We start from the raw sequence: 14,784 nt of genomic DNA, 5'->3' as shown, positions 1-14,784 counted from the left end.
CATGTTTTCGGCAGTTCTCATTCCGGTGCCGGTCGGGTGTGGTCTGGTGCCGCCCGGCTGGTCTTCCGGTGGTGCGTGGTATCAGCTCGAACGCGAGACTGTCCTCGGTGCCGGGGAATCGGAACGCGAGGGCCTGCGCGTCGAACAGGGCGAACTATTGCATCCAGGAATGTGCTCGAGACCCGATCCCGGGCGCAGACCGGCGAAGTCGACCAGCAGCGTTGTCGTCGCCGACGCGGGGCGGGCCGGGAGCCGGGTGGTCGTTGCGGGCGCCCCGTGATGGTGCTGGATCCAACAGCGGATTCGTTCGTGATCGGTGGTGGGCCCGACCGGTGGATTCTTGTGTGCCGTCATGACGGCTCCTGCTCTTTCCGGTTTGTCTCTCGCGGTTGGGCGCCGCAGCGGCGGTGTTCTGTGTTCGCGCCTGGTGGTTGTTGCCGCGGGTGTCTTCCATCCTGCTCCGCGCTCCGCGGCCCGGCGACGCGGGGCAGCGTTTCGCGCGCGGAATCAGCCGAACTCGTCTTGTCCGGATCGGCGCTGGCCGCGCAGACTGAAGATGTTGCGGCGGAAGCGCCGGCCGTGCGGGCCGATCGGGTCACGCCCCCTGTGGGCGCCTGCTGCTCGTCACTCGATCAGGAGTTCCCATGCCCAGTCCCAGCCCCGGTTATTCGATCACCGTCCGCGTCCATGCACCGGTCGGCGCCGGCACCACGTCGACGTTGGCGGCCGCGATCGCGTCGGTGAAGGGTGCGATGACGGCGCTCGATGTGGCCGAGAGCCATCCCGACCATATGGTCATCGACCTCACCTGTGACGCCTCGGACGTCGCGCACGCCGACCAGATCGCGACCGCCATCGCCGAGGTGCCCGGGGTGACCGTCGGCAAGGTCAGTGACCGCACCTTCCTGCTGCATCTGGGCGGCAAGCTCGAGGTGGTCCCGACGGTTCCGCTGACACACCGCGACGACCTCTCCCGCGCCTACACCCCCGGCGTCGCCCGGGTGTGTACCGCGATCGCCGAACACCCCGAGGACGTGCGCCGCCTGACGATCAAACGCAACACCGTCGCCGTGGTCACCGACGGGTCCGCGGTCCTGGGATTGGGCAACATCGGTGCCGCGGCGTCGATCCCGGTGATGGAGGGCAAGGCGGCACTGTTCAAACGGTTCGGCGGTGTCGACGCGTGGCCGGTGTGCCTGGACACGCAGGACCCGGATGCCATCGTCGAGATCGTCCGCGCCCTGGCGCCCGTGTACGGCGGGATCAACCTTGAGGATATTTCCGCCCCACGGTGTTTCGAGATCGAGGCGCGGCTACGCGGCATGTTGGACATTCCGGTGTTCCACGACGACCAGCACGGCACCGCGATCGTGGTCCTGGCCGCCCTGACCAACGCGCTGCGCGTGGTCGGCAAGACGCTCGACCGGGCTCGGATCGTGGTCTCGGGTGTCGGCGCCGCCGGGCACGCCGTCATCCGGTTGCTCGTCGCCCAGGGCGGCACGAACATCATCGGGTGCGGGCGGAAGGGAATTCTGTCCCCGGACGACACCGCCGACGAATTTCGTACCTGGATCGCCGAGCACACCAATCCGGAGGCTCGGACGGGATCACTGCGGGACGCGCTGGTCGGGGCGGACGTGTTCATCGGGGTCTCCGCGCCGAACATTCTCACGGGCGAGGACATCGCGGCGATGGCCAACGACTCGATCGTGTTCGCACTCGCCAATCCGGTCCCGGAGGTCGATCCCGTCGTCGCCGGCGAACATGCCGCCGTGGTGGCCACCGGCCGGTCGGACTTTCCGAACCAGATCAACAACGTCCTCGCCTTCCCAGGGGTGTTCCGCGGTCTGCTCGACGCGCACGCGGTCGACATCACCGACGAGATGCTGATCGCCGCGGCCCGCGCGATCGCCGACAGGGTGTCGCCGCCGGAGCTCAATGCCACCTACATCGTGCCGAGCGTGTTCGACGCGGGTGTCGCGCCGGCGGTCGCGGCGGCGGTGCGTCAGGTGGCCGAGAGGGGGCCACAGCCGCAGAAGTGAGCTACTCGATCTTCGTCGTGCGTGCGCCCGGGCGATCACCGCAGCGGGCACGAGGTGTCCCGATGCGTCGGCACGTGGGGAATCGATCGAGTCGCAATGCTCGCCGGCCTGGCGAGGACCTTCCGGGTCTCCTCCGCGGTGACCTCGGGGGCCGCGGAGATCGGCCGGTTCGCGATCTGCCCGTGCGTTCCGTTTACCGCGTCGGGTCTTCGGATGGACCGGTGGATCAGCGGATCAGCGGGCTCGGTGTGTCGCGTCAGTCGCGGAGCTCGCCGATGTCTCCGACCCCTCCCTGCAGGTGCATCCGGCCGTCGGACAGCTTGTAGGTGACGCCGGCAATAGCGCAGGCACCACTTCCGACGCGATCGGCGATGATGCGCGAACGCTGCATGAGCAGAGCCCCGGTCTCCACGACGTGGCGGCCTTCGAGTTCGTCGACGGTGGTGAGGCCCTCTTTGCGACCCACCATGATCGACGGCGCCACCCGTTCGACGATGCTGCGGATGAAGCCGTCCGGAACCTTGCCCTTGTCCAGCGCGTCGAGCGTGGACTTCACGGCGCCGCAACCGTCATGACCCAGCACGACGATCAAGGGCGCGTCGAGGGCCTGCACCGCGTATTCGATGGAACCGAGCACGGCGTCGTCGAGGACGTGGCCGGCCGTTCGGACGACGAACATGTCACCGAGTCCCTGGTCGAAGATGATTTCCGCGGCGACACGTGAGTCTCCGCATCCGAACACTACCGCGGTGGGGTGCTGCTCGGCGTCGAGCTGCGCGCGGTCGGCGATTCCCTGACCGGGGTGGATCGAGATTCCGCTGACGAAGCGCTCGTTACCCTGGCGGAGAGTTTTCCACGCGGCAACCGGGTTGGAGTGGGGCATGCGGTTATCGTGCACCCGCCCTGTTGCGGCTGCTCGGCGGGAACATTACGGCGACGGAAACTCCGGTTCGCGCCTCGCCGACGGGACGTGTGAGGAGAAGTGACGGGCGACGCCTCGTGCCGATCAGCCGGTGCGAGTCGGAGGCCTGGAATCTCCCGCGGCGTCGTGAGGGTGTGTGACCGCCCGACACATCCTGTGAGCGAGATCATGCTGCAGCAAACGCCCGTCGTCGGGTGGCGCCCACTGGGGGGATGGGTGCAGCGGTGGCCAGTCCCGCCAGTGGCGGGCGTCGAGTCAGACCGACATCCTGCGTGCTTCCGGCGGCCCACCATCGACGGGGGAGACAGCCCTCGATAGGCCTCGCGAGTCTCGTGTCCCGACCGAACCGCTGATCCGCAACCCGAGGGCCCACCCCGGCGCGCGAATCACGGCCCAGCAGGAAGCCATGAACACGATGATGTGGATTGGGGCGGCGCCCTCCTGGTGGTTGACGGCGCGGTCAGCCTGCTGGCAGGGCACATCACCTAGTGGGTCCTCCGACGGCCGGACAACCTCGAGCAGGGCCACCACATCGATGTCCTGCGGCCACCTGGCCTCGTCCGGCCACAGATTTATCACATCCTGGCGGCCAACCTCTCGATGAGCCTCACCCGATCCGTGCCGGAAACGTCCACCCCGGAAACGACATCGCCCGCCCGCCGTCTCTCCACCCCCCGCGACCAGATCGCCCGGCCGCCGTACCACCACCGTCCGGGAACCCGCCGGGACGTCGAGTCATCACGCTCGATCGTCCACCTGGCGTTCGCGCACCCGCGCATAGCCACTGGTATCCGAGTCGGCGAACCGTCCTCGCACCTGATCCACCACGGCCGCCGCCCGGTGGTCCTCGTCCCCGCACACACACCAACACCGCGCCACCAGCAGCCGGTCGCTGAGTTGAGACGACCGACAGTCGGTCGCCGAGTCAGTCAGTGCCCCTGCGTCACCTCGTCTTCCGGAGCACATGCGCGTGAGGGGGCGCCCCGGAAGCGGGATCCGTCGGAGGCCTGCTCCTGGTCGCGCCGGCGTCGCTTGTGGAGACCGAGCAGGTGGGGGTCGAGGCGGTGGCCGACGAGCCGCTGCGGAGGTAGATGTTCTCTCAGGGCGAAACGGGAAGTACACGAAGGGCCGGAACAGCAGCAGCACCATGCCGATCAGGATGAACAGGCGGACATCGGATGCCAAAACCATTGAGCCTGACAGGAACTCGATCACCGTAACGGTAAACCGCGGTAACCAACCATTGGGCGAACAGTGGTAGGTCCCGGCAGTCGGACTGAGGCGCAAGCCTCCATGCATGGCGAGAAATCGCCTGTTGCGAGGAGGGCGGCGGAGCAAACCTGCCGATTGCTGATCGTCTCGCCACCTGGCGAAACCCCTACTGCGGCGGGCTGACCGCACACTTCGGCGAGATCGGTACACCGGCGTGGTTGCCCGCACCCTCGGCGCTGGCCGCGTTGCCGTTCCACCGTGCTCCCGCCACCCCCGCTTGTCCGCGCTTGGGGATGCGACCCGGTGAGGATCGAAACACGCCGCCAGCGCGGCATCCTGGCAATCGATATGCTCCCGCCCCGCAACGAGCCGAACACCCACCCGCCCACAACACCGTTCACACGCCGGAGAACCGATGCTGCCGTCCTTCGTGCCCCAGACGGTGCCTCCCACGTATCGCCGCCGCCCAGCGCTCTAGAATGTGACGGTGGTCATTGTTTTCGAGGTGTTGCTGGTTCTCGCGGCTGTGCTCATCACGTGGTTCTCCCTGTACGTCATCTACCGCTTGATCGACGGCGAATCGAACCGCCGATACCGGTAACCCTGCAGGGGTCGCCCGCACACGCATGATTGGGCGAGCGTCGACTCGATCGAGCGGGCCAAGGGCTGGCTGAGTTCGGCTAATCCAACCTGCCTACCCACGTCAGACGTCCTGAAGCGTCGGGCAGCCGCTGGGATCAACGAAGTCGACGCCATCGTTGAAGCGCACAGTCGCTTCGCGGTCGCGCCGATGCTCACGGATGAACCGGCCGGGATCTCCGCTGAGGCTTTCTCGCCGACCCGGGAAGCGAAGCCCACCCCACGTGCCTGACGTGACCGAAGACGATGTTGCGGTCGAGTAGATCAAGGCAGTGGGGGAGGGAATGGGTCGGCGACGTACATCTGTCGGTGTGCTGTCCCGACGCGGGCACAGTATCGACATTGCGGGTAGGCCGGGACATGCGGGCAGGCCGGGACATTCGGTGAAGGCCCGGCCCAGTTCTTGATCGACGCGGTCCTCAGCGTCGATCATCAGTGATGCCGTGCTCGGGGAGGGGAAGGCTGTGGATCGCGGTCCGGATGGTTGGTGGTTAGCCTTCGCCGGACGTTCGTCGAGCGGTTGGTGCGGGTGACGATGAGCCCGTCATCGGTGGTGAACGGGAAGTTCGGTAGATCGCCGAGGTGGGTGTTGAAGGTGGCGGCGAGGACTTCGGGGGAGCGCAACAACGACCGCGTGTCGGCCGATGTTCATGGCCATCGAAGGTCGGCCGAATCGTGCTGCGGCCAACCGGCGGCCCGGATCGATGTCGGGGACCCCTCGACCCTGTAGCAGCGAGAAGAAACGCCCCGGCATCCCCATCGGTATCCCGCGGGGCATCAATCACCGAGGGGGCCTCCGCCGACAGGTCCTGGTCATCGGCAAGCTCTACGGTGGACTTTCAGCGAAGGTGCCGGTCGCAGGGCCGGCGGACGCTTCCGTGCGGACGAGTGCGCAGCCGCGCGCAGTATCGACATTGCGTGTCACACCGGTTGGGCAGAACTGAATTTCGATACCCTCCGGATGTGGAGCTGCCTCGATCAGCCGCTCAGCGACCGGCTCGACGCCGCCAGGGTCACCCCGGAGGCGCTCGGCGAATGCCGTCGGCAGGTCACCGCGGTCGCCCAGCTGACTATCAGTGCGGAGGACCTCTCGAACTCCAGACCGTTCGTCCCCGCTGGTGATTGAACATCGGACGCAGCTCAACCCAAACCACCGGCGACATCCCAAACAGTGACCCGTTGCACCCGGTTCCTCACTTACCCCACCGGCGACGTCACCGGCATCGACCAACTCACGCTGGAGCGCTACCTGGACGACCTGGCCAACGATCGTCTCGGCCGGGGTAGGGGAAGAGGAGGATAAAAGGGTATGGCCGATCCGACGAGCATCTACCGGGAGAATGCGCGGGACGCTGAGGAGATGGTGTTGGCGCTCCGGGACCGGCTCCTGCGGGTGCGGGCGGAGATCGAGGATTGGCCGGACGCCCGCCATGGTCTGCGGAGTGTCGGGGAGGGTTCGACGACCGATCCGGATGCCTTGGCAGCGGTCGTCGCGGCTCAGATTCGGGACGCACGGGCTGCGCTCGCGCATGTCGATGCCGCGCTGCAGTATGCGTGGGCGACCGCGAAGTGTCTGCACATTTAATGATCGGGAGCGGCGACGATCCCGGCGGATTTGTTCGCGGTGCCGGCGGCTGTCGTCACGGTAGCCATTGCACGGCGGTGTCCGCGCGCCACTGCCGGTAGGGGTCGTGGCTCCGGCGCGCTGGCAGTGCACGAGTTGAACAAGGTCTGCCACGGTCGTCGATGGCCGCCACACAGAATGTGCCAGTAGTCGGCGTACCGCTGGACGGGTCGAGTGGGTGTTCACGACGTCCGACGAAGTGATGGTCGTCAATCAATAGGTGCTCACCTGACCGCCGCCGCGCAGTATCCGCGCTCGCGGCCGCCCTGAATCCATATAGGTACTTTTGTTTTTCCAGTGCGTGCCGTCGAACGGTCTCACCCGGCAGAAACCGATCAGGGCCGACGGGAGCGAAACAAGGTGGTGGCGACCTCACCCTAGGGTGGCTGCCCTTCGTCGGCGGCGGTCACGACACTGGAGGACACAACCCACCCAGCAGACGCGGACGGCGAGTGCTGCTGGTCGACCAACGGAGTGCGCCCGTGGCAATTCCGATCACGAACTGCCAGGAAATCCAGAACAGTTCGATCCTCGGACTGGGGGTGTATCGACCCTCTCGGGTGGTCACCAACGACGACATCTGCCGTCAGATCGACTCCACCGACGAATGGATTCGGGTCCGATCGGGAATTCGGGTTCGGCGCTTCGCCGGACCGGACGAGACCTTGATCGACATGGCCGTGCGCGCCGGTCGAGACGCCCTGCGCTCGTCCGCGGTGCCCCCGGACCAGATCGGGTGCGTGATCGTGGCGACCTCGACCTTCCCCTACCAGACGCCCGCAGCCGGCCCGCAGATCGCGCACCAGCTAGGGATCACCGGAAGCGCATTCGACGTCTCCGCCGGGTGCGCCGGTTTCTGCCTTGCACTCGCACTGGCCTCCGATGTCGTGCGCGGGCGCACCGCCAGCCATGTGCTGGTCATCGGCGTCGAGCGTCTCAGCGAGTTTGTCGACTTCACGGACAAGTCCACCGCGTTCATTTTCTCCGACGGCGCGGGCGCTGTGGTGGTCGGTCCCTCCGACGAACCGGGCATCGGACCGGTGGAATGGGGTTCGGACGGATCCCAGGCGCACGCCCTCACGCAACATCCGTCGCTGACGACGTTCCGCGACAATCCGATGGGCCCACCGCCCACCGTGAGGATGGACGGGCCCGCGATATTCCGATGGGCGGTGTCCGAGATGGAAAAAGTCAGCCGATCTGCCCTCGACCGGGCAGGTGTCGCGATCGACGAAGTCGATGCCTTCATCCCACATCAGGCGAACCTGCGGATCACTGAAGCGATCACCAAGCGACTGAAGCTGAAACCCGCCACGGTTGTCGCACGGGACATCGTCGAGGCGGGCAACACCTCCGCCGCCTCCGTGCCGCTCGCCATGGAAACCTTGCTCCGCACCGGGGATTCGCACGCCGGGGACACTGCACTGCTCGTCGGGTTCGGCGCCGGCCTGACCTACGCCGCCCAGGTGGTCACCCTGCCCGCCGCACCACAGCACTCCTGAGAAGCTGATCTCGAACCGCCACCACCACTTTCAGCCCTGGCGTTCCTCACCGGTCCGAGCCACGCGCCCGCCGATGCACCCGTCCCGGAATGCCGAAACGTCGACGGCCAGCCGTGCCTGCGGGCATGCTCGGCCACCGCGACGTCCGATCCGATAGACACCGGATACCGACCGGAAAACACCGACCACCTACCGGGAGGGTCGGCCTCCACTCGAGCATCCCGGTCGGTTCCCCGCGGCGGCGGGCGCGGGTCACACGCTACGCGTTGCGCCCGGTGGTCCGGGGTCGGTGAAGTCGGAGCCGACCGTCGGCCCGACCCAGCGCCGCCGCGGGCACCGTGAATGCCGGGTCGAAGAACAGGAAGCTGAGCAGGCCCCCACGGTCGGTGGCCTCGCCGCCGATGAACCGGGCCAGCACGCTCAGCTGCGGATGCCGCAGCCGCCGCAGCCCGCGATACCGTTGGCGGAACACCTCGTCCGCCAGGACCGCGAGCGCATCCGCCCGCTCGAGCGGCGGACCGGCGAATTCGACATCGATGGGCCGGAAGGGCGCGCCGCCCGGGTCGGCGTGCGCCTGTGCGTTGCGGGACTCGAGACGGTGCAGGTCTTCGACCATCCGATCGGCGAGCATGGCCCGCAGGATCACCCCGGCGGCGTTGAAAATGTCCGGTTCGCCGGTGCCGGTGTGTTGCTGCGACGGCAACCCGGTCGGCCAGTGGCGGGGCCGGGTGGAGACCATGCCCAGACGGTCGGCGCCCATCTGGACGGCCGGCTTGAGCGGCATGTTCAGCCGCAATCCGCCGTCGACGTACCAGCCGGCCCACGCCGGCGGGGTTCCGATGTGGATGGGCCGGAACAGCCCCGGCACCGCCGCGGACGCGAGCACGTGCTCGGGCCGCAGCTCGGTCTCCACGTAGCTGATGTTGCGGTTCGCGTCATACCGGGGCAGCTCGATCGAGGGGTGCTTCTCGACGAAGACCACGGTGCCGCCGGTCGCGACCGAGGTGGCGGCGACGGCGACCGCCTCGACGATCCCCCGCTCGATGTTTTCGTGCACCCGCTCGAACGGCACCAGCTTGGTGATGGTCTCGGTCATCCGGGTGGTGTCGAACGGGCTCGACAGTCGCACGTGCAGCCCCGCGAGCTGCCCCAGATACCGCAGGCCGCCGCCGGCGATGCTGCTGACCACTCCGAACACGTCGTCGAGCGCCACCGAACTCCACCGGGACACCACGTGTTCGGCGGCCTGGTCGAGGCCCAGATCGGCATCGGCGGCGAGACCGGTCACGGTCAGTGCACCGGCGCTGGTACCGACCAGAATCGTCGGCGGACGGCCGAGTCGGGGCAGCGGCGAGGTGATGGCGCCGGCCTCGTAGGCGCCGCGGGCGCCCGCCACCCGAGACGACGAGTCCCACGCGCTCGGCCACCCGCTGACGGTAGCGAGCCGCTCTGGACTGTGGGAGCGTTTGACTGGTTTCGGGCTGTCGCTGTGACGGCGCCCGTCGGAGGTGCGTTTTACCGTCGGCTGCGCGGTATCACACGACAGCATCCCTCCGGAACTCCTCCGGATGCGGCGACTGACGTCCCACCTCGGCATCCCTTCCCGAAACTCTCACGATCCATTGTCGAGGTGTCCACCCCAAGTGGGCAGTCTCAGTTTCGTCCTCGTTAACGCCGACCCGACACCATCGCTCACATGACCTGGACGGCTCATGGAACAGGGGAGGTGGTAACTGTCTGACCGGTGCGGAGATGGGCATCCCAAGGCCCGGTATCCCGCCACACCGAACTCTTTCCCGCACCGATATCGGCGGCTGCATCCCGAAGCATGCAACCCACATTTCCGAGTTGCAGGCGGATACCTCGTGAGCGTTTCGTCGCACAACTACTTCTCCAGGAGAGAACATGACCACTGCACTGGCAACCCCCGGCCTTTCCACGGGCACCTGGGTCATCGACCCGGTCCACTCCACCGTCGGCTTCACCGTCCGCCACCTGATGGTGAGCAAGGTCCGCGGCACCTTCGAAGATTTCTCCGGTCAGATCACCATCGCCGAAGACGGCACTCCGTCGGTTCAGTCCGAAATCGCGGTTGACTCTGTCAACACCAAGAACGCGCAGCGCGACGGGCACATCAAGTCCGCCGACTTCTTCGAGGTCGAGAAGTTTCCGAAGGCCACCTTCACCTCGACGTCGGTGCGCTCGAAGGGTGACGCCTTCATTCTCGAGGGTGACTTCACCCTGCACGGCATCACCAAGAAGATCGAGCTGGAACTCGAGGTCAATGGCGTCAATCCCGGCATGGGCAACGGACCGGTCGCTGGCTTCGAGGCCACCACCGTAATCAACCGCAAGGACTTCGGAATCTCGATCGACATGCCCCTCGAAGGCGGCGGCGCGGTCGTCGGCGACAAAATCACCATCAATCTCGAGATCGAGGCGGGCCTGCAGGCCTAGCTTCGCCCAGTGGAGTGCGTGTGACTACCTCTTGGCAGGTGGCCGCACCCACTCTGCGGTTCCCTTGCGGGCCCTTCCTCCGCACATCAAAATCGGAGATCGGCACTACACCCGCGGGATGCCTCGGTCGGGGGGCATCCCGCGGAAAGTCGGACCGCTGTTCGAGCTATGTGAGATGAGCGGTCGCTGGAGCACACTATGTGTAACTGGCGGGCAAGAGAGCGAAGCGTCATGCAGGAACCCAGCAAGATCGTCAAGGGGCGGGTGCGACCACCTCCCCTCCCTGCTCCGCTGGTCTCCCGACCTCGGATCGAGGGGCTACTTGCGCGACTGATCGAGGACTATCCGGTCGTATACATATACGCCACCGCGGGGGCTGGAAAAACGACCGCGGTACTGCAAGCCGCCCAGACGATCACCCGCCCGGTCGCCTGGCTGAGCGCCTCTCGCACCGACGAGACCACCGGACAGTTCTTGACCTACCTGGAGGAGGCATTGGCTAGGCAGGTACCAGGGGTAGCCGGTGTTGCTACAGGGGCCATGGCCGCTGGCCTTCCTCACACAAATGTGGCCGGTCTCCTCGCCGAAGCACTCGGTGACGCGCCGGTCGTCCTGGTCCTCGACGACGCCGAGCGCCTGGCGACCGCTGAGGCGACCTTGGTCGTGCTCGGCTCGTTCCTGAGATATCTTCCGCCGACTGCCCGGACGGTGCTGGTTGGCCGCAGCGAGCTGTCGATCGACCTCGGTTCCCGAACCATCCGCCTGGTAGCCGGCATCGGCGAAGACGATCTGGCATTCACCCGGGAGGAAGCCGCCCAAGCACTCGTCGCCGCCGGGAATCCGGATACTGACCCGGACAAAGCCATGAAGGCGACAGGTGGATGGGTGGCTGGGGTTCTCTTCGAGGCCTGGCGGTCGGCCGACCATGTTCCCGGCATGGGCGGCGAAGCCGACCCCCTGCACGGCTATCTCTCCACACAGATCCTCTCCCCTCTCACGCCTGAAGAAGTCGACTTCCTTGTCACGACCTCCGTACTGGACCAGGTGACGCCGGCCTTCGCAGAGGCGCTCGGTCCGGCAAACCCGGCGGCTCGACTGCATCAGCTTCGTGCACGCCACCTCCCGGCAAACTGGAGCCGGGACGGCCACGCATTGCGTTGCCATCCCCGATTTCGGGAGTATCTGCTCGAACTTCTCAATCGCCGCCCCTCGGCCGAGGCCCGGGAGATAAGGCACCGTCATGCCGCGTTGTTGGCACGGCACGACCATTACGAGGAAGCTGTCGCCGAGTTCCTGGAAGTCGGAGCACTCCCCGAGGCCTTGGTCGCCGCCGAGCACTGTCTCGAGGCCGTCACCGAACGGGCCGACTTGCAATTGGCCGAGCAATGGTTGGCAGCGTTGGCGCCAGTGCGCGACAGTCGACGACGGCTCGCGCCCGCCGAGTTGATGCTGGCCGTTGCCGGCGAAAACTATCGAGAGGCTGTCGAGCTGGCTGACGACCTTGCGGACGACGGTGAACGCGAAAGTTTAGCCCGGTCGTCCAGTCGCGCTGGCGCTCTCATGTCTTGGTCGTATATGCACGTCGGTGAACTGGGACTTGCCCGTTCGATGCTCGACTTCACCGCACCCGGCCCATCCCGTGACGCGATGCAATACTGTCTGACGCTGGTAGATGACGGTCCGCCACGTATCCCCCCCGCCCGCGCCCTCTGTGGCGACAGCTTCGATGCACTCGTCATGCGAGTGCACTACTACCGGGGATATTTCGGTCTGACTATGGAGCATTGGACGACTGGGTGGGCGGCCAGAGTCGGCGAATCCTGGCGTATCGGAGCCCTCCTCGATATGGGCCGCACCGAGGAAGCCGTCCGGCTGTTCGACGCGACATCCGCGGGCGCGGGTGAGGGTGTGTGGTTCTCGGCCATCCTGACTGTGAAAGTCATGTGTCGATTGGGGCGCGTCGACGAGGCGCGGCGCGCGTTGCAGATGGGGCGGACCCGTATTCGTACCAGCGGATCGATCATGCTCAAGATGTTCAGCTATCTGGAGGAAGCGGACCTGGAACTACGTGTCGGAGGCGACCTCGCGGCCGCGAAAACTGCACTCCTCCACATCCTGGACCTGCCGGAGTCCAAACAGTATCTGTTCGTCCGTGAACAGGCACTGGCCTCGCTCGGGTTGATCATGCTCCGTGATGGTGACGCCGCCACCGCGGCAAAGCATCTTCGCGAGGTAGTCGCCGCAGCCGTTCGCAGTGACCGTGTGTTCTCCCTGGCCCACGCCGGTGTCTACCTGGCCGAGGCCGAATGGCGCCTCGGTAATCCTGACGCGGCTGACCGCGCCGCCGATGTTGCGCTCGATGCCGCATATCGCCAGGGGACGAACCACCCTATTCTGCAAGCACTCACAGATTATCCGGGGGTTCTCTCACGCCGACTGGACGCTGAAGCCGACAGGGATTCGGATTGGCATGTTCTTGGGCGGGCATGGGGATCGAGCCACGGTGGGACGACGGCCACGGTCGGAGCGAAGATCGTGCTGACCGAGTTCGGTGCAGTTGCCCTCAGTGTGAACGGCGCCGATGTCAAGCCGCGCATCAAGAAGAGCTACGAACTGCTCGCCTATCTTCTCGATCGACGGGCCAGCGAGGCGACACGAGACGAACTTCTCGGTGCGCTGTTCGACGGCAGAACAAGCGACTCGAATCTGTCCTACCTGCGCCAGGCGATTCATCATCTACGGCAGGTTCTCCCCGAGGACGCACGTCTTGAAGTGGTTGCCGGCGGCGTCCGGCTCGGCTCGGAGGCACTCATCACCAGCGAATCGTTACGGTTCGAGGAACTGGTTGCCGAGGCCGCCGCACTGCGCGGTGGAGATCGGCTGGGCACGATGCGACGAGCCTTGGAGCTCGTCGGCCGCGGCCCGTACCTACCCGGTGTGAAGTCGGTCTGGGCCGAAGAGCACCGTGCGCATCTCAGAGACCGGGCCACCAGCCTGCGCTTCGAGGCCGCTGAGACTGCAGTCGGTCTCGACGAGCTGGTAGAGGCTGAGAAGTTTATTGCGCAGGTCCTGCGGGAAGATCCGTTCCACGAAGCCGCCTACCGCTTGGCGATGAGGCTTGCCGACGCAACCGGGGACGAGACCCGAGTCGTGGCCGTCTATCGGTCGTGCGAGCACGCTCTCGCAGAGATTGGGGCGGCACCATCGGCAGCTACTCGGGACTTGTTGACGAGGCTGCATCGCTAAGGATCGTCTATAGCGATCCGACGTCTCGCCTCAGGTGCCACCGATGCCTACACGAGCGGTGAAGGCCATCGAGGCCGGCGTTTCAGAATCCAACATCGCCAAGAGTGCCGGCACGGCGTCTAAGCGCAGTAGCCGTGCCGAAACCCGCCAATACCTTCCCTGGGCGGGGCGACGACCACAATCTCGACGGTCACCTCGACCGCACTGCAGAGTGCTTCGCAGCGTGAACCCCTGAGGTGCTCGGGCCATGATGTCGAACTGAAGGTGTTCTCGTCGAACCGGCCGGTCTGGCTGGCGCTGCCGCGGTTTCGAGTCGGTTAACAGTGCCCTGGGATCTTAGTCACATGACACAGGTCACCTCCGATGCGCGGGAAGGTCCACGCGGACGCCAGTTTTCGAGTCGATCAGGCGTAGCCGCGACTCGAGTTTCACGGCCCATTGCCGCAGCTCGGTTCGGCGCTGCACTCGATGGCGGATGAACGGCTGACGGTGGAGATCGTCGACGACGACAAACAGAGGGAGAAGAACGAGATGAAGACCGCCGACAGCACATTGTTCCGACGCACCATCAGTCGTTTCGCCAGCGGAGTAACGGTTATCACCACCAGCCACGGCGGCACCAACCAGGGAATGACCGCGAGCGCTGTCACCGCGCTCTCCCTGAATCCTCCGATGCTGGTCCTCTGCGTCAATCGGGAAGCTCCAACTCACGAAGCGATCAGCACGGCCGACAGTTTCGTCGTCAACGTGCTCTCCAAGAGTCAGGAACCTTTGGCGCGACAGTTTTCTCGCCCCTCCGACGACAAGTTCGCGGGAGTCGAGACGTACACCAGCGCACTGGGACTGCCGGTGATCACCGGCTGCCTGGCTAATTTCGAATGCTCGGTCACCGCCAGAACGACCGGTGGCACGCACACCATCTTCATCGCCGACGTCCGCGCCGCTGCCGCCTACGACGAACGCAAGCCCTTGCTCTACTACGCCGGCCGCTTCGGTCGACTCGTACTGGCCGAGGACGACCTGCGGGATCTCAACCGACTCGAGAAGGCCGAGTCGGGGTGGACATCGGACTGGTTCCGCATGGCCTGAACAATCGTCCCACTCTGACCCCTAAACCCGCTTCACCGGCACAACCCATGG

10 protein-coding genes are annotated in these 14,784 nt (G+C 66.0%); 8 read left to right on the top strand and 2 right to left on the bottom strand.

Translation table 11 applies throughout. The features are described 5' to 3' along the window. The first annotated feature begins 1 nt into the window (after window position 1). Together BLV94_RS49825 and BLV94_RS46535 are read left to right on the top strand one after the other, a co-directional pair. The gene (locus tag BLV94_RS49825) at window positions 2-280 is read left to right on the top strand and encodes a hypothetical protein (RefSeq protein WP_167372261.1); all 279 of its coding nucleotides are present in this window, start codon (window positions 2-4) and stop codon (window positions 278-280) included. A 364-nt stretch (window positions 281-644) separates the two neighbouring features. Continuing rightward, entirely contained in the window at window positions 645-2,042 is a 1,398-nt protein-coding gene (locus tag BLV94_RS46535) for an NAD-dependent malic enzyme (protein WP_072949862.1), read from the top strand. Window positions 2,043-2,298: 256 nt separating this feature from the next. Here the strand turns inward: BLV94_RS46535 and BLV94_RS46530 are convergent, their stop codons facing one another. Then, the gene (locus BLV94_RS46530; protein WP_072949865.1) at window positions 2,299-2,925 is read right to left on the bottom strand and encodes a carbonic anhydrase; all 627 of its coding nucleotides are present in this window, start codon (window positions 2,923-2,925) and stop codon (window positions 2,299-2,301) included. A gap of 2,851 nt (window positions 2,926-5,776) precedes the next feature. Here BLV94_RS46530 and BLV94_RS49820 point away from each other — a divergent pair. From BLV94_RS49820 to BLV94_RS46505, 3 genes are all read left to right on the top strand, one after another. Continuing rightward, complete coding sequence (locus BLV94_RS49820; RefSeq protein ID WP_167372258.1) at window positions 5,777-5,941, top strand: hypothetical protein; 165 nt, start codon at window positions 5,777-5,779, stop codon at window positions 5,939-5,941. Between the two features lie 183 nt (window positions 5,942-6,124). Beyond that, the gene (locus tag BLV94_RS46510) at window positions 6,125-6,400 is read left to right on the top strand and encodes a hypothetical protein (protein ID WP_072949875.1); all 276 of its coding nucleotides are present in this window, start codon (window positions 6,125-6,127) and stop codon (window positions 6,398-6,400) included. 521 nt (window positions 6,401-6,921) lie between these two features. Continuing rightward, complete coding sequence (locus BLV94_RS46505) at window positions 6,922-7,941, top strand: beta-ketoacyl-ACP synthase III (protein ID WP_072949909.1); 1,020 nt, start codon at window positions 6,922-6,924, stop codon at window positions 7,939-7,941. A gap of 259 nt (window positions 7,942-8,200) precedes the next feature. Here the strand turns inward: BLV94_RS46505 and BLV94_RS46500 are convergent, their stop codons facing one another. After that, on the bottom strand, window positions 8,201-9,337 hold the full coding sequence (locus BLV94_RS46500) for a patatin-like phospholipase family protein (RefSeq protein WP_072949877.1): 1,137 nt from the start codon (window positions 9,335-9,337) through the stop codon (window positions 8,201-8,203). A gap of 509 nt (window positions 9,338-9,846) precedes the next feature. On the opposite strand from BLV94_RS46500, the gene BLV94_RS46495 reads away from it, so the two are divergent. The 3 genes from BLV94_RS46495 to BLV94_RS46485 all read left to right on the top strand — a co-directional run bounded on the left by BLV94_RS46495 (window position 9,847) and on the right by BLV94_RS46485 (window position 14,733). Next, on the top strand, window positions 9,847-10,398 hold the full coding sequence (locus BLV94_RS46495) for a YceI family protein (protein WP_072949879.1): 552 nt from the start codon (window positions 9,847-9,849) through the stop codon (window positions 10,396-10,398). Window positions 10,399-10,629: 231 nt separating this feature from the next. Further along, window positions 10,630-13,644 (top strand): AfsR/SARP family transcriptional regulator, encoded by a 3,015-nt coding sequence (locus BLV94_RS46490; RefSeq protein ID WP_167372260.1) that lies wholly within the window; start codon window positions 10,630-10,632, stop codon window positions 13,642-13,644. A 468-nt stretch (window positions 13,645-14,112) separates the two neighbouring features. After that, window positions 14,113-14,733, top strand: a complete 621-nt coding sequence (locus BLV94_RS46485) for a flavin reductase family protein (protein ID WP_143051532.1) — start codon at window positions 14,113-14,115, stop codon at window positions 14,731-14,733. The last annotated feature ends 51 nt before the right edge of the window (window positions 14,734-14,784 follow it).

The sequence above is a fragment of the Rhodococcus koreensis genome (assembly GCF_900105905.1).
In the GTDB taxonomy this organism is placed as follows: domain Bacteria; phylum Actinomycetota; class Actinomycetes; order Mycobacteriales; family Mycobacteriaceae; genus Rhodococcus_F; species Rhodococcus_F koreensis.
This window is presented reverse-complemented; position numbering and strand designations above follow the sequence as displayed.